Source organism: Oceanobacter antarcticus, from assembly GCF_044962685.1.
GTDB classification, from domain to species: domain Bacteria; phylum Pseudomonadota; class Gammaproteobacteria; order Pseudomonadales; family Oceanobacteraceae; genus Oceanobacter; species Oceanobacter antarcticus.
Window position 1 is genome coordinate 54,902 of sequence record NZ_JBBKTX010000017.1, and the last position, 19,876, is coordinate 74,777.

The following is a 19,876-nucleotide window of genomic DNA, read 5'->3' on the forward strand; positions in this document are numbered from 1 at the left end:
TTAAGTATTTCTGGGCTTTGGAGGTTGGCATAATATTTAGTGATTTAATTGATTCAACAGCCCTGTTTTTTGGAGGGAACTGACTGATCGAAGCTGGAGCTGATGCTCATTTGTTCTTGGTATTCATTAGCTGTCACCTTGTATCGATGAATAAGCAATAGCTCTACTCTTAGAGTAGAGGGGACATCTATTTAATCCGGTGCTCACTCTGGGCTACCGGAGGGTGTCGAATCACGAAGCCGACTTGCAGGCCTGACGGGTCACGTCAAACGTCGGCGACACAGAGTCGAGATCATCCGGCAGCCCCGCAGGGCGCGGGTTGCCGCCGTCCAGTGCGGTGTTGATGAATGTGAAAAGGACTCGTCATTTCGCTGCATTCGTCGCCTTGCCCTGAACAACGGCAACACTCGCGCAGAGCCGTGCAGGATTAAATATGTCCCCTAGAGCTAAGCCAAATCATTTACATCACTCGCATCCCCGGCTGCGAACCTTCATTGGGTTCCAACAGGTAGATCTCGGAGCCACCTGGCCCGGCGGCCAACACCATACCTTCAGACAGGCCAAACTTCATTTTCCGGGGTGCCAGGTTGGCAACCATGATGGTGAGTTTGCCTTCAAGGTCTTCTGGCTGGTAGGCCGCCTTGATACCAGAGAAAACGTTGCGGGTCTCGCCGTTACCAATATCCAGCGTCAGTTGCAGCAGTTTGTCGGCACCTTCAACGTGGTCAGCCTTGATGATGCAGGCAACGCGCAGGTCTACCTTGGCGAAGTCGGGGAATTCGATGGTGTCGGCAATCACTTCGTTGCCGTCTTCCCGGAGTTCTGGCCCTTTGGATTTTTTCTTCTTGTCTTGTTTTTTACTCTCTTTGCTGGCGTTAGCGTTGCTGGCAGCCGCAGGCTCTTCGCCGTTCTCGATGGCCAGTTCGGTTTTGGTTTCTTCCAGAATCGCAGTGACCTTGTCTATTTCGGCGCGGGCCAGCATGGGTTGGAATTTGTTGATGTCATGGCCCAGCAGGATATTGCTGCGGCTTTCCCAGTTCAGGTCGTCGAGGTTCATGAATTGTCCGGTTTTTTCCGCCAGTTCGGGCAGTACCGGGGTCAGGTAGGTCATTAACTGGCGGAACAGATTGAGGGCAACGGAGCAGACGTCGATGACTTCTTGCTGGCGGCCTTCTTCCTTGTTCATGGCCCAGGGGGCTTTTTCCTGGATGTATTCGTTGGCGCGGTCGGCCAGTGCCATGATGTCTTTCATGGCTTTGCCGAAATCGCGGGCTTCGTAGTGCGCAGCGATTTGTTCTCCGGCGTCGATAAATTCTTGCACCATGGCTGGCTCGGCGCAGCGGTCACTGAGCTTGCCACCGGCTTTGAAGACAAAGTTGGCGGTACGGCTGGCGATGTTGACCAGTTTGTTGACCAGATCGGTGTTGGCGCGCTGGACGAAGTCTTCAAGGTTGAGGTCGAAATCATCAACGCTGGAACCCAGTTTGGCAGCAAAGTAGTAACGCAGGTAGGTTGGGTTCAGGTGGTTGAGGTAAGTTCGGGCTTTGATGAAGGTGCCGCGTGACTTGGACATCTTGGCACCGTTGACGGTGACAAAGCCGTGGGCGTTAACGGCCGTTGGAGTGCGGTATTCGGCGGCAGTGAGCATGGCGGGCCAGAACAGCGCGTGGAAGTTGACGATGTCTTTACCAATAAAGTGGTACACCTCGGCGTCGGAGCCGACGTTCCAGTAGTCGTCGAAGTTCAGGCCACTGGCTCGGCCTTTGTCGGAGTCACAGAGATTTTTGAACGAGGCCATGTAGCCAATGGGAGCATCCAGCCAGACATAAAAATATTTGCCTGGAGCATCAGGAATTTCAAAACCGAAGTAAGGGGCATCGCGGGAGATGTCCCATTCTTGCAATCCGGAGTCCAGCCATTCGGCCAGCTTGTTGGCAATTTCCGGTTGCAGGGTGCCGGAGCGTGTCCATTCTTTCAGAAAGGCGTCGAAGTCTTGCAGCTTGAAGAAGTAGTGTTCAGACTCTTTTTCAACTGGCGTGGCGCCAGAGATGGTGGAGTACGGGTTTTTTAATTCGGCCGGACTGTAGGTGGCACCGCAGGCTTCGCAGTTGTCGCCATACTGGTCGGGAGTGGAGCACTTGGGGCAGTCGCCCTTGATGTAACGGTCGGCCAGGAAGATTTCTTTTTCCGGGTCGAACGCCTGTTTGATGGAGCGTACGGCGATGTGGCCCTTGTCGCGCAGGCGAGTGTATATTTGCGCCGACAGTTCACGGTTTTCTTCACTGTGGGTGCTGTGGAAGTTGTCGAAGCCAATCTGGAAAGCGGCGAAGTCGGCTTCGTGTTCCGCTTTGACAGCAGCAATCTGGTCTTCTGGCGAACGGCCTTCTTTTTCGGCGCGCAGCATGATAGCGGTGCCGTGGGCGTCGTCGGCACACACGTAGGTGCACTGGTGGCCACGGGACTTCTGGAAGCGTACCCAGATGTCGGTCTGGATGTATTCCAGCAGGTGGCCGAGGTGAATGGAGCCGTTGGCGTAGGGCAGGGCGCTGGTGACCAGAATTTTGCGAGTGCTGTTTGTCATGGAAGGGCTACCGGTGGAAAAACGGGTGAAAATCAAAGGGCGACATTGTAGCGGGTACGGGGAGGAGGTTCACCCTCGGTGGTGATGGTAAACGCGTCAGCGTTGCGGTTCCTCCGATCGATAAGCAGCAGTATTTCTTCACGACAGCAGCAAGTCACGACAGCAGTACCAGTAAGGCGGAGCTGGTGCCACAGTAGATCAGTCCGGCTTTGGCGGTCTGGGCTAGCAGGGTATTCAGTTCGCCTCCGCTGAGGCTATAAATACCGCGAATCAGGTTCAATACCGGTTTCAGGCACAGCAGCACGGGAAGCAGCATGAGCCATGGCTGCGGCCAAGCCGCCAGCAGATGGGTCAGCAAGGCAGCTGCAGTAACGCCGAGAAACAGCTGGCGCGTGCCTGCTTCGCCCAGACGTGCCGGTAAGGTGAGCTTGCCGCTGGCACGATCGGTAGGAATGTCGCGCAGGTTGTTCACCAGTAAAATAGCCACACTGAATAATCCGGCGCTGGTGCCATATAGCAGGGCGGTGAGTGTCAGCTCGCCAGTTTGCAGCCAGTAGCTGCCCATCACGGCAACCCAGCCAAAGAATATCAGTACCGTGACTTCTCCAAGGCCCACCGAGGCTAACGGCAGTGGACCTGCGCTGTAGGCAAATACGGCCAGCAGGCAGGTGATGCCGACCAGCAGCAGGTTCCAGTGGGTCAGTGCGGCCAGCGTCAGGCCGCACAACATGGCCATCAGGGTGAATAGTGCCAGTGCGATGGCCATGGCTTTGGGTGTTATAAAACCGGATTGCACCATCCGGGCGGGGCCTAATCGTGCTTCCGTATCGACACCGTTGAGGCCATCAAACAGGTCGTTGGCGAGGTTCACCGCAATCTGCAAGGCAATGGCACAGAGTATTGCCAGGCCGAATACCAGGCCATTAATGGTGGTCTCGGTGGACGCAAGCGCAGTGCCCAGCAGAATCGGGCCAATTGAGGCTGGAATAGTTTTCGGGCGAATGGCTAGCCACCAGTACGACACGCGGGATTCCTCTGGAAGTGGGGTGTTATTGGGTGGTCATTGCTGCGCGATATGTTAACACCTGGTTCGATACGACAAAGCCTGATGTGTAGGTAGTCGCGGCTCAGCCAATCGTATCCACGAGCAGCTTATAACAAAACCTTGCGTTAAATGGGTTCTTGATTGGCGCAATGGGGGGTAGAGTAGCGCTTGTTTTAACCCCACATTCAATAGCAAGGAGCGCTAAATGCAGCCAATGGTTTCACAAGTGGTTTTACCCGTTGTCCTGGCACTGATTATGTTTGCCATGGGACTGGGCTTGACCCGCCAGCACTTTATTGCGGTATTACGCCAGCCCATGGTGGCGTTGCTGGGGCTGGCATTGCAGATGGTGTTGCTGCCACTGATCGCCCTGACTATTATTTTGATATTTGATTTACCGCTGATTGCCGGTGCTGGATTGTATCTGGTGGCCTTGTGTCCGGGTGGTGCCACTTCGAATCTGTTGACTTTACTGGCACGCGGTAATGTGGCGCTGAGTATTTGCCTGACGGCGATGACCAGTATGCTGGTGCCGTTTACCTTGCCCTGGTTATTTTCTGTCTATATGCAGGCGGAAGGGGCGGAGATGAGTCAGTTCGGCTTGCCACTAGGCTTGATGACCAAACAGCTGATCGTGGTGACCCTGGTGCCGGTATTACTCGGGATGGCGATTCGTCATTTTTTTGCAGCTCTGGCTGTTCGGGTCGAGAAACATATCAAGACCGTGGCGACGTTAGCCATGCTGGCTGTGATCGGATTACTATTGGCCAGCAATTGGGCATTGCTGGAAACGATGTTCTCGATCAGTGGCGCTGCCGTTGTGACGCTGAGTTTGTCGTCGTTATTGCTGGCATGGAGCGTTGCCCGGCAGTTACAGCTGAGTCAGGCAGACAGTCGCACTATTGCCCTGGAAGTGGGTGTTCAAAATGCCGGTACGGCCATGATGGTGGCGCTGTCGTTATTGCATCAGCCGGAATTGGCCATGGTGCCGTTGATGTACGGCTTATTGATGAATATTCCGGCGTTTGGTTTTATCGGCTGGGTTACCCGGCAGGGTGACTCTGTGCCGCAAGAGCAGGAGCAACAGCAAGCCGGCTGAAATCCGGCTTGCTTGTTGTTGCGGCGGGCTAGCGCAGAGCCCGTCGGACTTAGGCGTTCGTTTTGCGTGGCTTGTCCAGCGTCACCCTGACGGCTTTGATCATGTTATCCTTGAGTTGCAAGATCTCGAAGCGGTAACGCCCGATACGCAAACAGACGGGAGATTCGGGAATATGTTCCAGAATCTCCACAATCATACCATTGATGGTTTTTGGGCCAGCAATGGGTAAATCCCAATGCATGGTCTTGTTTACATCGCGAATAAAGGCGGTGCCATCAACAATAAAACTGCCATCTTCCTGCGGATGTACATCCGGTGAACTGGCCGACAGCACATCGGTGGTGAATTCGCCGACGATCTCTTCGAGAATATCTTCCAGAGTACAAATCCCCTGGACATCACCGTATTCATCAACCACCAGTGCAATCCGGCGCTGGTTTTTCTGGAAGTTGAACAGCTGGGTATGGAGTGGGGTGCTCTCGGGAATAAAATATGGCTCGCGCGAGGCGGCTTCAATATCCTCGCGGGTAAACTCGCCCTGACTCATCACCCGTGCCAGTGAGCGCGCATGAAGAATGCCAATGATGTTATTGATGTCGCCACGATAAATCGGCACCCGGGTATGTTGTGTGGTACGCAGCTGCTCAACCAATACATCCATGTCGTCGTCCAGATCGACCCCGTAGATCTCATTCCGTGGCACCATGATGTCGTTTACCGTCATCTTTTCCAGATCGAGGATGCTCAGCAGCATGTGCTGGTGGCGCTTCGGAATCATCGATCCAGCTTCGCGTACCACCGTGCGTAGCTCTTCTGTGCTCAGATGATCCGAATTGGTGTTGCTGGTGTCGATGGGAATCAGCTTCAGCAAACCATTGGCAATGGTATTTACAAACCATACAAACGGATGCAACAACCACTGCAGCCCCAGCAGGATAGGGGAGGCCGGGAACGCGATCTGCTCCGGGGCTATAGCTGCCAAGGTTTTGGGAGTCAGCTCAGCAAAAATCAGCACGATCAGGGTGAACAGAATGGTGTTGACGAAAACGGCGAGATCCGGATTGTCAGGCCACAGCCGTTGACTGATGATGGTCGCCAGCGCCGCAGCAGCAAAGTTGACCAGATTATTTCCGGTAAGGATCGTGCCGATCAGGCGGTCGGGTTTTTCGAGCAGTTTGGAAGCCAGTTTGGCGCCCTGGTGGTTATTTTTAACCAGATGCCGCAAACGATAGCGGTTAAGCGACATCATGCCGGTTTCGGAACTGGAGAAGAATCCTGAAAAAATGATCAGTACCGCGAGTATGCCGAACAGCACACTTAAGGGAACCTCGTTCAAGACTGCGTCCTTTGACTATTAAGATTCCGCCATCATAGGGCGCGCATGAAAGCTGTCAACTGAAGAAGGGTGACGGTTTGATCATGTAGGGGATCCCGGTGAACATTGCTGCTGTAGCCGTTGTTTGAATGAGGCATTGCAAGCGGTGGTGCGGTCGTCAAGAACGGCGCGGGGTGTCGATAGCAGACCGGCACCGCGCAGATAACAGACGGATGGATTATCCGCTATTTACCGGGGTCATCTTGGGCACCGTTTTGTCCTGGTTGTCTCGTCCCTTGAGGGAGCGGGCAATACGGGCACGGCGCTTGCGCCACCAGATAATCACTCCGGTTATCGATAGCATCGCCACGACCAGCCCCATGGCTGAAATCAGGATTCGCCCTGGTAACCCCAGGATTCGCCCTGAATGCAGCGGAAACTGTGCCTGGATAAAGATGTCTGCCGCTGTGCCTTGCCAAGGAATCCTGTCACCGAGGAGTGCTCCCGTATGAGCGTCGATAAACAGGGTTTTGTGACCGGCACCACCAACACCGTGGTCTGACTCAGGCGGGTAGAACTTGACGTCATACAGATCAAACTGACGGGCGTAAAATACTGCGCCCAAGGGTTCTTGCCAGCCTTTGGTATCGGCTTGCTGGCGTGCCAGCGTCAGCACTTCGTGGTAGCTCAATGCTGGGGGGGTCAGTTGTTCGACCGGGATCATGGTGCGCTGGTCATAGGGTGTCGGTGTGACATCGGAGATAGCGCTCAAGGCCGGGTGAAAGACCTCCCGATACAGATTCAGTGAGAATGCAGTAAACGCAATGATCACCAGTAAGCCCCAAGTCCACAAACTCACTGCTTGATGCAGGTCGAAGTTGAGCTTGTAACCGCCTTTGTTCCAGCGAATAGCCCAGGCTGGCTGCCAGCGTCGCCAGAAGCGTTTACGTGGATTCGCCTTCAATCTGGCGGTACGGCGCGCAGTGTTTTTAGGCAGTGTTAGAATCAGTCCAAAGACACTATCGATCGTCCAGATCAATGCAATCACCCCCAACAACCAGACACCCCAGCGGTCGGTGCCAAACATTTCGGGCAGATGCAGGCTGTAGTGCAACTTGTAGAGGAAGGAGACAAAGGTCTCACGGGTGATAGGCCAGACAGCTCCCCATTGGCGGGTACCGAGTTCTGCGCCGCTGACGGGGTCAACAAACACCTGGTTGAACGATTCCGGGTAGAGTGCCCCGGTTGCTGGATTTAGTTTTGGCTGCACATAGAATTCGGCGGCATGACCTGGTTCATCATGTAAGGAAAAATACAATACTTCGACGTTCGGGTGACGGTCTTCCAGCTGCTCGACCAGGTTTAGCACTGGCTGTGGCTGGCCAGGGGTATGGGCTGCGGTCAGATGGCTGTTGAGCCAGCCATCCAGTTCATGATCCCAGGAAATCACCGCACCGGTTATTCCGGTGAGGAACAGAAAGGCCGCTGTGGTCAGTCCGGCCCAGCGGTGTAATAACACAAATGTTGAACGCATGGGTTTCTCTCTATCGGGCGTAATACAGACTCAAGTTGTGGTCGTTTGGGATCGATCTCGTTATCTATTCAGACGTCTCTACACCGGGATGTCCCTAACGGCTTCAGAATGTATAGTTCATGCTCAGAGTGCCACTGCGAGGCGCTCCGTAACGGTATTGGTCATAGAAACCGACTTGACTGTAATAGGTTTCATCCAGCAGATTGTTGATATTAAACTGAGCGGATAAAGCCGGACTGATTTGATAACGGCTCATCAGGTTGACCAAGGCATAGGCATTCTGGCTGATCGTGCCGCCATAGCTTTTGCCTTGCCAGTCAACACCACCGCCGACCACCAGGTTTTCCAAACGACCGGTCAATTCATAGGTACTAAAGAGGTTGAATTGTTCACGGGGGTGATCGGTGTTTACCCGTTCACCATCCGCGTCTTTGGCATCGAAGCGGGTATAACCGAGGTTAATGTTCCAGTTGTCATGCAGTTGGCCAACCACTTCTACTTCAAAGCCTTTGGTGACGGTGCCTTCTGCGCCGTAGTAGGCCTGCTCTGTCGGATTGTTGTTGACCATGATGGCTTCGCCATCAGCGTCGATTAACGCCTGTGCCAGGTTGTCCTGCTTAATACGGAAATAATTCACGGTGGTGTGTAGCTGATCATCCAGGAACGAGCTTTTCAGGCCGACTTCCTGATTAATACCTGTGGTTGGCTCAAGCGTTTCACCGCTGGCATTACGGGCATTCTGGGGATTAAAAATTTCAGTGTGGCTGAGATACACCCGATGCTGTTCTGACAGGTCATAGAGAGCACCCACATAGGGTACCCAGACACCATTATTGCCAAAATTGGTATCCACTCCCCAGGTGTAGCCCTTGCGTTGCCAGCTGGAAACTCGTGCGCCCATGATCAGTTTCAGGTTGTCGCTCAGGTTGAGACGGGTGGCAGCAAAAAAGCCGCGCTGGGTGGTGGTCATATCGACTTGCTGTGTGGCGGTACTGTCCCATTCCGGTTCGGCAACCGATCCATCCCATTCGTAGAAATTGCCTGACGATGGGTAGCTGAGTTCGTTGTATTCATAGGTGCGGGCATTTTGAGCACTGCGCAGGGCACCCAACGTAAATTCATGTAGTTGGTTGAAAGCTTCAAAGTCGCCTTTTAGCTGGACGTTGAGGCTGTCCTGGCGATTGATGCCGGTGCTGTACAGCGGCCAGGTGGCCAGTCCTTCGCCGCTGTCTTTGTCGATGCTGCCATACAGATACAGCAGCTTGCTGTCTTGGGTGTAGATCAAACGGTTGATACTGGCATCCAGTTCCCAACCGTTATTAAACAGATGCTCAACATTCATAAAGTAGTTGGTGCCAACAGTGTCCCAGTCAGTCCACTCGGCCGAGGTTGTGGTTGAGCGCTTCCAGTTGGTCTCGGTGTCGTCACTAAAAGTGGCAGGCAGGGCTCCCCAGGTGGCTCCATCCGGGCTGTTTTTGTCATAACTGATGCCACCGCGCAGTAACGTCATGTCCGTCAGATCGGCTTCCAGGGTGCCGTAGAGCACGGTGCGGTTGGCTTTGTAGAGATCCTGCCAGGATTCGGAATAGCTGCGTTTGGCAATGAGACGACCACGCACAGTACCGGATTCATTCAGCCCGCTACCAACATCGGCAGAGACTTCTTTATGGTTCCAGCTGCCAATCTTGGTACTGACAGAGCCACTCAGTTGATCATTGTCGGCATGCTTGCGCACCAGGTTGATCGACGCGGAAGGATCGCCGGCACCTGTCATCAGGCCTGTTGCACCACGTACAAACTCGATCCGCTCGTACAGAGAGGTATCGGCGATGGTTTCACCGGAATCACCGGCTAATGACCATGACAGCGGCACGCCATCGACCTGATAGTTGGTGACATCGAAACCACGGGACATGAATTCGTTACGCACGTTGTCAACTGCGCGAGTCGTGAGGCCAACGGCGCTGTTGACGGCATCGGCAATGGTGGACAGATTCTGATCCTTGATGCGCTGGGCCGTCATGATGCTGACCGATTGTGGTGTTTCCAGCGGCTTCAGACCGAGACCGGTTGCGGTATTCAGCTTTTCCCGTTCGATATAGCTGCCAATAGCAAACACTTCCACCATCGGTACCGCCGCTGCGTCTGGCTGGTCGATACTGGCGGATTCAATGGTAAAACTCTGCTCACCTACCGGTTTGGCCACCAAACCGCTTCCTTGCAATAAAATCCCCAGTGCTTCGGCAACAGAGTAACGACCGTTCACGGATGTACTTCGGTGTGATTGCAGTGAAACGCTGCTGGAGGCGATTTGAGTGCGGGTAGCGATGGCCAGCTGATTCAGAGCACTGGCCAGATTTTGGGCCGGAATGTTTAACTCAAAGTCTGCCTGGCGAGTGATGGCGGCGTCTGCAACGGCCTTTGCCGTCGGGATGATCAGGGAAGCGCCGATCGCCAGGCTGATGGCGATGCTCAGAATGAAGCGTTGCGGGTGGGCTGGGTGTGGCAAACGTCGAACTCCTCTACAAAATTAAATCAGGCACAAGTTTTTGATAATAAGATTGCTAGTACTAATGATTATCAAATATTGATTTGGATAGGAGACGTTTGATGGGCTGGAAACCCGTAATTGTTTTTTGTTGATGGAGTGTCTTTTTACCGAGCCGGCCGTTGGGGTGGGGCGGGGCGAAGTACCAGTCTTGACGTAGTGCCATCCATTTGCCTATTGGCCCGCAGTCGGAACAGTTGCAGCAGTGAACGAATGGCTTCGTCGGTCTGGTCAATAAAATAAGTGGCCGTGACCGGCACTTCTGGCTCGGGCAGAAATCTGCTGTCGATGTGGTAACGGGTGTAGCGGTTAATTTCTGCTAGCACCTCGCGTAGTGGTTGCTGATTGAACACCAGGGCACCGGTTTGCCAGGCGGTTGTTGCATTAGCCGCGACGGTAACCACCGTACCAATGCGGCTATTGGTCATGTCGACGCTCTGATTCGCACTGACGTGAGCGGTTTGTTGACGGGTAGCAGAAGTATGGGGAAGGCTGACGACGACAATGCCTTCTGTCACAGTAACCCGTGTGGTTCCTGACTCCAGCTGACGCACGTTATAGGCAGTGCCTACCGCCTGACTGCGAGTGGTGCCACTGATGACGATGAAAGGCCGGTTGGGGTTTTTTGCTACGTTAACAAAAAATTCACCGCGTAGCAGTGTGACTTGACGTTGCTCCGGGCTGTACTCCACAACAATCTCACTGTTCCAGTTCAGGGTGACCAGGCTGCCATCGGGCAGGGTGTGGCGGACTTGTTCGCCGTAGCCTGTCTGGTAGTTGATATGACTGAATCGGGTGGCGACTGGAGCGGACTGGGTGATTGAGTCAGGAGAGTGTGCCTGTTGCCAGAGCAGTGGCAGACATACACATACCAGCAGCAAGGCGCTAATGGCAATCAGTCGTCGGGGTTGATCTTGCAGTGCTGCGCTCTGAGTCGCGATATGCAGGGCCAGTTTTTCTCGTTGTGTCAGTGCTGGTCGTGCCAGCAAACCGAAGAGCTCCCAGTCTTGTCGGGCACGGGCGAGTGCTTGATGGTGTTCAGCGGAGCGTTGACCAAAGGCGTGTATGAGGGATGTGACTTGGGCCGTTGCCGCGTTGGTACGGGCTTCATGCTGCTGCTGGATCAGCTGAAAAGCCTGTTCATCCAGAGACTGGATGAGTGGTTTGGTGGCGTCCATGTCGGAAGGGCTGTTCAATCCATTGTTCTCATTGGTAGTGTGGATGATTGTTTTTGGGGGTGCTGAAGGTTCCATAGGAGCGCAGCTTACCGCTCATTGTCGGAGATCAGGCTTTGACGCAGGTGTTTCATGGCGCTGGCCAGGTGCTTCTCGACGGTTGATAGACTGATGTTCATTTGCCCGGCAATGTCTTTCTGGCGTTGCCCTTCAATCCGATATTGCCAGAAAATTTCTCGCGTCAGTAATGGCAATTGCTGAAGGGACTGATCTAGCCGCTGGAGCTTGCGACTGGCTATGGCTGCTTGTTCGATGGTAATGCCGTCTTCGTCCTCGGGATGCTGCGCGATAAAGCTCGACTCATGGCGTTGACGACTTTGTTCGCTGCGGTAGTGATTGACGATTTCGTTGCGAGCACTTTGGTAGAGATAGGCTTTGTGGTCTTGAATGTCACCGGGGTTCTTCTGTCGCAGTAGCTTTTCGGCCAATTGCTGCAGCAGATCGGCTGCTGTGTCCGGGCAGCCAAGACGGGCAGAGATAAAACCGAGTAACGAACTCTCGTTTTGTTTTAATACATCCATCAGGGCAGAGAGTTGTTTCATGGTCAGAGAATCGGTACCGCTGGCAGCCATCAATAAGTTAAATGAGATTGTGTATCATTCTATCCTTTTTGTAATGGCGTGTCGTTCGTACTGCCGTAAAAACAGTGTGGTAAAAATAGATCGTGCGTGGTTGGGTCATCAATGGCTCAGGCGTCAACCTTGATCAGCGTAGGCCCGGTTCGATGTTAACTGGGATAAGCCCTTGACGATTTTGAACACCGTCCAGATAAACGTCCCCAGCAAAATCAACCAGCCAATAACAATAAAGGTAGTCACAATGCCGATCACCATCATGCCCATCCCCCACCAGAAGACCTTGATGATATTGACAAAGTGATCCTCAAACAGCGACCCACGGAAATCGCCGATCTTGACCATCGCCCACACCCCGCCAATGACCCAGAACAAGCCGGTAAAGTAGCCAGCACCCAACAGACAATAAGCAATCAGCGCCTGGGTTTTGGCATTGTCGTCTTGCGGCGACAACGGTGATCCTGGTGGTTTGGTTGCTGGCTGGTTTGGAAAGCCTGACATGGAAATCTCCCGGAATAGTCTGCCTTGGATGGTCGCAGATGTTCCTGGTTCACGCCATGGCAATAAATCCGGGCGTCGCTTCAACACGGCCAAGCCAGGCCAGGATAGCGGGATAGCGCTCAAGCTCAAAACCGCCTTCATGGGCAACATGGGTATAGGCATAAAGGCTGATATCGGCATTGGTGAGCTGGTCACCACAAAGATAGGGCGTTGCTGCCAGTTGTTGTTCCATGACCCCTAGCGCCAGGTAACCGCCAGATTGTTTTGCCTTGTATTCAGCCTGACGTGAGGCGGGCATGCTCTGGTATTTGGCAATAAAACGGGCAACAGCAATGTAGGGTTCGTGGCTGTATTGCTCAAAACACTGCCACTGCTGCATTTTTGCCAGTGTGAACGTGTCTTTGGGGAGCAAGTCGGAATCCGCCGCCAGATAGTTGATGATGGCGTTGGATTCGCTCAGTGTGCGGCCATCGTCCAGCTCCAGTGTCGGAATCTTGCCATTGGGGTTTTTGCGTAAAAACGCCGCGCTGCGGGTTTCGCCAGCCAGAATATCCACCGCAATCCACTGATGTGGGATAGCCAGCATGGCGCACACCAGCTGGATTTTGTAACAGTTGCCGGATTGGCTATCGCCGTAGAGTTTCATACGCTCTCCTTGCATGGGTGTGTGGCGGGTAGGTGTGCCCTGTTGGTTAATCAGCTGGCTCGCTGGAGCAGAATATCAAATTCCTGTTTATTCACCGGCATGATCGACAGCCGATGGCCCTTTTTTACCAAGCCCAGTTCGGTGATTTCTGGCATGGCCTTGATGGTCTTGAGTGGTAATACGCGGGGGAATATCTGTTTCAGCTTGACGTCCACCCGATACCAGCGCGGCTTTTCCAGCGTGGCTTTGGGATCATAGTATTTTGATTGCGGATCAAACTGGCTGTGATCGACATAGCCTTCCTGCACCACCTCCGCCAGCCCGGCAATCCCTATTTCTTTACAGCTGGAGTGATAAATAAACACCAGATCGCCCGATTTCACCTCGTCACGGAGGAAATTACGCGCCTGATAATTACGCACGCCATCCCATGGCTCGGTTTGCTCCGGGCGGGATGCCAGATCATCAATGCCAAAGGCATCCGGTTCGGTTTTAAACAGCCAGTAGTTCATAAGGTGTCGTGGGTGGCCATCATCAAGAAGGAAGGCTGATTCTGACGTCCGTATTGGCCGCTGTCGAGAGGCTGCGGAAGGGTAAATCTCAACACCGTGGTGCCAGTTGGAGGCAACTCGATGGAGGGTGCTGGTCTATCTATCTATGCTATGGCCTATGCTATGGCCGATGGGGCCTATAGCGTCATGGGGCTTGGTTGATGGATGGCCGCAATGGGTGTAACGACTATTTGGATATATAGCCATAAGCTGATGTAAGTCATCCTGACAGAGTTGCTCCGACCTGACTGAAAGCCTACTGTGGCAACAGACGGATAGGCAGTTGCTTGAATATTCTACAACCACAGCAAGAGGTCGTGAACATGCAATGTAATGTCGGTAAGAGTGATCGGATGTTTCGTATTGTGGCAGGCTTGGCAATGATATTGGCGGGCGTGTTTTTTCACTCCTGGTGGGGCGCTGTCGGTTTGGTGCCATTGGTAACGGCAGCAATGGGCTGGTGCCCGCTGTACGTCGTACTGGGTATTAAAACCTGCAAAGCGCCAGATTGACCGCAAGGGCATCGAACGGCTTTAAACGTTAAGGCGGACAGGAAATTTTTTGTCGAACATCTGGAGTGCCGGGGAATAAGTCAGGAGTTGCCGCCTGCTATTCCCGCTTTGTCATTTTTTAAACTATCGCTGGTACTATAGAATGAGTCAGTTAGACCGGCCAGAGTGTTTCCAGCATTTTGGGCATTCATCGGCATCGAAGGCATTCTGTGATCATTACTCGTTTCCTCCTGCAATATCCTGTTCAGTGGCTGTATTCGCTTTTCGTCACACTCTTCGCGACAGGGATGTCCCTGATATTGCTGTTCGCGCTTATGCTGTTCCGGCATCCGGTACAGGCGGCGGAAGCTGATGGTCTGGCAACAGGATTAGTAGCCGAACCAGCGGCCAATCTGAATCTCACCGAGGAAGAGCGTACCTGGCTGCTGAACCATCAAACCATACGGGTGCACAACGAGACCAACTGGGGACCGTTCAACTACTACGAATTCGGGCGTCCGAAAGGTTATTCCATCGAGTTTATGGGTCTGCTGGCGGAAAAGCTGGGCATCCAGGTTGAGTACATCACCGGGCCGAGCTGGGGCGAGTTTATGGCGATGCTGGGCAACCAAGAGCTGGATGTGATGCTCAACATCATCAAGACCGAAAACCGCAGCAAACACATTCTGTTTACCGACCCCTATGTCAACAACCCGCCTGGTATCGTGGTACGAGATGATAATAACGATATCCGCGATCTGCGCGATCTGAATGGCCGGGTGCTGGCGATTCCGAAGGGGTTCTTCTACCAGGAAATCATTGAGCGCCACTTCCCGGGCATACAGCTGTTGCTGTTGACCGACCAGTTGGAAAGCCTCAAGGCGGTGTCGTTTGGTCACGCAGACGCCACCATCGGTGGCATCGCCATTCAAAATTACCTGATGCGTAACCATTTGATCAACAACACCAAGGTGATTGGCGGTATCGACGATCCGCGTTTTGACAATAACCTGCGTATCGGTGTGCGACCCGACTGGGGAATCTTGCGTAATATTCTGCAAAAAGCGCTGGAATCTGTGACCGAACAGGAACGCAACAGCCTCGGCCGCCGCTGGCTCAGCAGTGGCCTGCAGAGCACTCAGGTGTTGCAGCTGGATAAAGACGAAAAGGACTTTTTGACGACTCATCCGGTTTTGCGGGTTCACAACGAAATGGCCTGGCCACCGTTCAACTTTAATGAACAGGGCAAGCCCAAAGGTTTTTCTATTGATGTGATGAACCTGATTGCCAAAAAAACCGGTTTTCGTATTGAGTACATCAGTGGCCCTGGCTGGAGCGATTTTCTCCACATGATGCACGAGCGCCAGCTGGATATGATGCTCAATATCGTTAACACCCCGGAGCGACGTGAATATATTCGTTTTACCCGTCCTTATGCGGTGAACCCGAATATTATTGCTAGTAAAAAAAGTGCCAAATACGAGAGCATCGAAAGTCTGAAAGGCAAAACCGTAGCAATACCCAAAGGCTTCTTTTATGAAGAAGTACTCAGCAAGGAACACCCTGAGATCAAACTGCATCTGGTGAAAAATGCAGTGGAAAGTCTCAAGGCCGTCTCGATCGGCAAGGCCGATGCCGCACTGGGCGAAGCCGCCGTCTTTAACCATCTGATTGCCCGCAATATGCTCAACGACCTCACCATCTCTGGCGAAGTGGACGTCGGTCAGCCAGATCTGGCCAACCTGCGTATTGGCGTACGTTCCGACTGGCCGATTCTGCAAGGCATCATGGATCGTGCAGTCGACTCGCTCACCCGTGACGAACTGGCAACCATCTCCCAGCACTGGATGGGTAACGAAAACTACATTGCCCGTCCTGGCAGTGGCCTGGCGCTGACCAATGCTGAAAAAGCCTATCTGGAAAAACAGCCCAACATCACCTTCTGCGCCAATCCCGACTGGATGCCGCTGGAAAAAATCGGTGAAGGGGGCAAACACGAAGGAATGGTGGCTGATTACCTCGGCCTGATGGCAGATCGGATTGGTATCAGCCTGACCATGGTGCAGACCGACAGTACCGCCCAGTCACTGGAATACGCCAAGAGCCGCCGTTGCGACATCATGTCGGCCGCGTTTGAAACCCCGGAGGCCGCGCGTCAGCTCAACTTCACCAAACCCTACCTGAGACTGCCGTTGGTGATTGCCATTCAGGAAGACTCACTGTTTGTGGATGGCCTGAAATCCCTCAACCAGCAAACCATTGCCGTGCCCAGTGGTTATGGCTTGCTGAAAAAGCTGCAACGGGATTATCCGCGCCTGCAGGTGATTGAAGTGTCCAGCATCACCAATGGTCTCCGGCAAGTCGAAGAAGGCCGAATCTTCGGCATGATTGGTGCTATTGCACCAATTGGCCACGCCATCCGCAAAGACCGCTTTATTAATCTCAAAATTGGCGGACGGCTGGATGAAGACTGGAAACTGGCCATTGCCGTGCGTAACGATACGCCGGAGCTGCTCTCCATGTTCAACAAGGCCACCGATTACATTACCGAAGAAGAACGATCCAAAGTTTTCCAGCGTTGGGTTGCTGTGAAGTTTGAACAGCAGGTGGATTACCACCTGGTATGGAAACTGGTGGCTGCAGCGCTGGTGATTATGCTGGCCATCATCTTGTGGAACTGGAAACTGGCCCGCCTCAACCATCGTCTTAAAACCGAGATGGGACTACGCCATAAAGTGGAACAACAGCTGCAAAATGCCAATAATGAACTCAGCCGCAAAAACAATGAGCTGTCGGTGCTCTCTACTACCGACAATCTGACTGGCCTGGCGAACCGCCGTCATATCGAAAGCCAGCTGGACACCGTACTGGAAAGCCAGCAAGGCGAGCGAAATCCTTTCTCGGTGATGCTGCTGGATATCGACCACTTCAAACAGATTAACGACCAGTACGGCCACCTGTTGGGAGACGAAGTGCTGAAAAGCATCGCCCGTATTCTGGAAAACAACATCCGCGACAGCGACAGAATTGGCCGCTGGGGCGGGGAAGAATTCATGATTATTCTGCCCAATACCTCCGCTGCTCTCGCTTATCGCCTGGCAGAAAAATTACGCACCGCGATCGCGGCAGAACAGTTTGAAGACGTCGACCACGTCACCGCCAGCATTGGATTGGTCGACAGCAGCATCCCCGGCGAAACCGCACGACAACTGATACTCAAGGCCGATAACGCGCTTTATTGTGCCAAAAAAGCCGGTCGTAACCGGGTGGTGAGTGATGCTGAACCAAGCCCGTGTGATGTCTGTTAGTGCAGCCTGTCTGGTGAGCAGGCCGGTTTAATTATTGAGAATGCCCCTGGCAAAGCAGACTGGGATCGCAACTACTGCGCTGCTGCCGACGCCATTCCCTGCTTCGACAACTTCCCTGGCCGCCCAGGTTAACCAATCTCGAAAGAGGTAACGCCGTACAGCTGTGCCAATGGCAACACGGGCGCACGGGCGGTGTACATCCGCGCGGTTTCAAATGACACCTGCATCTGCAGCCGTTCGGCCAGTGCCACGGCGGCCGGGTTGACCTCCGGGGTATCGAAATAAAAGGTCGCTCCCGGTTCAACCCGCCACAACAGATCATGCAACAGCCGTTCGGCCAGTTCGGTAGAGGCGGCGTACAGAGGCCCAACCTTGTAGCCCGAACGGCATTGCCGAATCACGCCACTGGCAACCAGCTGCTTGCCTTGTGTGATGCCCCGCGCCACACAGCCCGGTTGTTGAATCCAGCACCGCAAAAAAGCAGGGCGAGGCAGCGGGAAAAAGTCATTGTTGTGACGTTCAACCTCAGCAAATGGCAGAGCCGACAAGGCAACGGACTGGCCGGAATCGGCCAGCCCGTCAGGTACCAGACCTTCATAACGAATATTACGATATGCCAGCGTGAAACCGGACTGGCAATAATTCTCCTGCTGCGCGACCACGCCATCCAGCGCAACATGGCAGCCTTGCAGATACTCCATGGCGGCATTCCAGATCTGAAGACCATACCCTTGACCACGATACTCCGGCTTGACGATATAAAAGCCGATAAAACCAAAGGCGTCTGTATTGGTTCTGGCAGAGGCCTCCGGTCGGTAGCGAATGGCTGAAATACAGGCAATAGGCTCGGCGTTTAACAGACCGATCAAAAAGCCGTCAGGATCGGCTGCGTGGTAACAGTCGGCATCGTACAGGCCTGGATTCCAGCCTTCCTGCGCGGCCCATTCCACCGCAAGATCCACTTCGTTACGGGTCATCGGGCGGATGGAGTAGGTATCTGTCATGGTGCTCATCCTGAATATTAAATGGCACACCATAAAAGCGCTGGCGGGCCAATAAAAGTGTTGGCGATGATTGTCGACGCAGACAGGTTATAAGAATAACCCGGTTAATCAATCAGTATTGATCCGTATCAATAATCATCTCCAGGTGTTGAATAAGTACCTGCTGTGATCCTTATAATCCCTTAATTTAGCCTTCTTTCGTTCATAAAATGCCCGGCGTACCAAACAAAATAACGACAACGCAACAACTTCGCCGGAGGTAAAACGGATGTTTCGATTTGACCCGTTTTCACCGGAAGTGGATGTCAATCCATTTCCTTTTTACAAGGTACTGCGTGACGAATACCCATTGTTCTGGAGTGAAGAAGCCAGCATGTGGGTGCTGTCCCGGTATCAGGACATTATTACGGCACTGAACGATTGGGAAACCTATTCATCGGCTCAGGGTAACCTGATGACCGAACTGCCCAATCGTGCCGGTGCCACATTGGGCACCACTGATCCCCCACGTCATGATCGCCTGCGTGCGCTGATTCAGAAAGCCGTGACCAAGCGTTCCCTCGACCATTTGCTCGAACCGGCTCATGCCGTTGCCCGCAAGCACCTGGATGCTGTGGAAGGTCAGTCACAGTTCGATTTTGTGAAAGACTTTTCGGCCAGATACACACTGGATCTGATCGCCTATCTGTTTGCATTACCGCCTGAAGATCAGGAAATCGTGCGCCAGAAAGCGGTGCTTATGGTGCAGTCTGACCCGCTAACCCGTACCAAGGGACCAGAACATCTGGCTGCCTATGAATGGATGGTGGAATACACCGACAAGCTGGTTGCCGAGCGTAAACAGCATCCCGGCGAAGATTTGCTGAGCAACTTTATTAGCGCTGAAATCGACGGAGAAAAGTTGCTGGATCGCGAAGTACAGCTGACGGTGACGACACTCATCATGGCGGGCATTGAATCTTTATCGGGCTTTATGACCATGCTGATCAAGAACATCACCGACCATCCTGACGCTCGTGATGCACTGGTTGCGGAGCCGTCGAAAATACCGGCAGCGATAGAAGAAAGTCTGCGCTACAACACCTCGGCCCAGCGTTTCCGTCGTTGTGTGCAGAAAGAAACCACGCTGTATGGCCAGACCATGCAACCGGGTGACTTTGTCTGCCTGGCCTACGGTTCCGGTAACCGGGATGAGCGTCAATACCCGAACCCGGATGTGTACGACATCAGCCGTAACCCCAAAGGTCACCTGGGTTTTGGTGGCGGGGTACATGCTTGTCTCGGGACAGCTATTGCCCGCCTTGCTTGCAAGGTAGCCGTGGAAGAAATCCTGGCGAAGTACCCGAACATCGGCAAGGTCGAACAGGAACTGCGGTGGATGCCATCGTCTACCTTCCGTAGTCCGCTGTCGCTGTTGGTGTCGATCTGATCGATCCTCGACAG

General features: G+C 53.5%; 15 protein-coding genes. 4 read left to right on the top strand and 11 right to left on the bottom strand.

All coding sequences use genetic code 11. From position 1 onward, the window contains the following. Positions 1–460: 460 nt before the first annotated feature. Positions 461–2,581 (bottom strand): methionine--tRNA ligase, encoded by a 2,121-nt coding sequence (metG, locus tag WG929_RS14110; RefSeq protein ID WP_416206562.1) that lies wholly within the window; start codon positions 2,579–2,581, stop codon positions 461–463. A gap of 154 nt (positions 2,582–2,735) precedes the next feature. Then, positions 2,736–3,605, bottom strand: a complete 870-nt coding sequence (menA, locus tag WG929_RS14115) for a 1,4-dihydroxy-2-naphthoate octaprenyltransferase (RefSeq protein ID WP_416206563.1) — start codon at positions 3,603–3,605, stop codon at positions 2,736–2,738. A gap of 226 nt (positions 3,606–3,831) precedes the next feature. Here menA and WG929_RS14120 point away from each other — a divergent pair, with 226 nt between their 5' ends. Next, complete coding sequence (locus tag WG929_RS14120; RefSeq protein ID WP_416206564.1) at positions 3,832–4,725, top strand: bile acid:sodium symporter family protein; 894 nt, start codon at positions 3,832–3,834, stop codon at positions 4,723–4,725. Positions 4,726–4,774: 49 nt separating this feature from the next. Here the strand turns inward: WG929_RS14120 and WG929_RS14125 are convergent, their stop codons facing one another. From WG929_RS14125 to WG929_RS14160, 8 genes are all read right to left on the bottom strand, one after another. Next, positions 4,775–6,061: an HlyC/CorC family transporter gene (locus tag WG929_RS14125; protein WP_416206565.1), complete on the bottom strand. Its 1,287-nt coding sequence runs from the start codon at positions 6,059–6,061 to the stop codon at positions 4,775–4,777. Positions 6,062–6,278: 217 nt separating this feature from the next. Beyond that, entirely contained in the window at positions 6,279–7,574 is a 1,296-nt protein-coding gene (locus tag WG929_RS14130; RefSeq protein WP_416206566.1) for a PepSY-associated TM helix domain-containing protein, read from the bottom strand. A gap of 103 nt (positions 7,575–7,677) precedes the next feature. Further along, positions 7,678–10,083: a TonB-dependent siderophore receptor gene (locus WG929_RS14135; RefSeq protein WP_416206567.1), complete on the bottom strand. Its 2,406-nt coding sequence runs from the start codon at positions 10,081–10,083 to the stop codon at positions 7,678–7,680. 146 nt (positions 10,084–10,229) lie between these two features. Then, positions 10,230–11,318 carry a FecR family protein gene (locus WG929_RS14140; RefSeq protein ID WP_416206568.1) on the bottom strand — a complete coding sequence of 363 codons (1,089 nt, stop codon included), beginning with the start codon at positions 11,316–11,318 and terminating at the stop codon, positions 10,230–10,232. A 68-nt stretch (positions 11,319–11,386) separates the two neighbouring features. Next, positions 11,387–11,899: an RNA polymerase sigma factor gene (locus WG929_RS14145; RefSeq protein WP_416206569.1), complete on the bottom strand. Its 513-nt coding sequence runs from the start codon at positions 11,897–11,899 to the stop codon at positions 11,387–11,389. Between the two features lie 153 nt (positions 11,900–12,052). Next, on the bottom strand, positions 12,053–12,433 hold the full coding sequence (locus tag WG929_RS14150; protein WP_416206570.1) for a DUF4870 family protein: 381 nt from the start codon (positions 12,431–12,433) through the stop codon (positions 12,053–12,055). A 49-nt stretch (positions 12,434–12,482) separates the two neighbouring features. Beyond that, a complete protein-coding gene (locus tag WG929_RS14155; RefSeq protein WP_416206571.1) occupies positions 12,483–13,079 on the bottom strand; it encodes a glutathione S-transferase family protein in 597 nt (198 codons plus the stop codon). Positions 13,080–13,129: 50 nt separating this feature from the next. Further along, complete coding sequence (locus WG929_RS14160; protein WP_416206572.1) at positions 13,130–13,591, bottom strand: EVE domain-containing protein; 462 nt, start codon at positions 13,589–13,591, stop codon at positions 13,130–13,132. Positions 13,592–13,917: 326 nt separating this feature from the next. Here WG929_RS14160 and WG929_RS14165 point away from each other — a divergent pair, with 326 nt between their 5' ends. Both WG929_RS14165 and WG929_RS14170 read left to right on the top strand, forming a co-directional pair. Then, entirely contained in the window at positions 13,918–14,142 is a 225-nt protein-coding gene (locus WG929_RS14165) for a YgaP family membrane protein (protein ID WP_416206573.1), read from the top strand. Positions 14,143–14,429: 287 nt separating this feature from the next. Continuing rightward, entirely contained in the window at positions 14,430–17,429 is a 3,000-nt protein-coding gene (locus WG929_RS14170; RefSeq protein ID WP_416206574.1) for a transporter substrate-binding domain-containing diguanylate cyclase, read from the top strand. 128 nt (positions 17,430–17,557) lie between these two features. On the opposite strand, the gene WG929_RS14175 is transcribed toward WG929_RS14170, so the two are convergent. Continuing rightward, complete coding sequence (locus WG929_RS14175) at positions 17,558–18,433, bottom strand: GNAT family N-acetyltransferase (RefSeq protein WP_416206575.1); 876 nt, start codon at positions 18,431–18,433, stop codon at positions 17,558–17,560. A gap of 268 nt (positions 18,434–18,701) precedes the next feature. On the opposite strand from WG929_RS14175, the gene WG929_RS14180 reads away from it, so the two are divergent. After that, entirely contained in the window at positions 18,702–19,862 is a 1,161-nt protein-coding gene (locus tag WG929_RS14180; RefSeq protein ID WP_416206576.1) for a cytochrome P450, read from the top strand. Positions 19,863–19,876 lie beyond the last annotated feature (14 nt).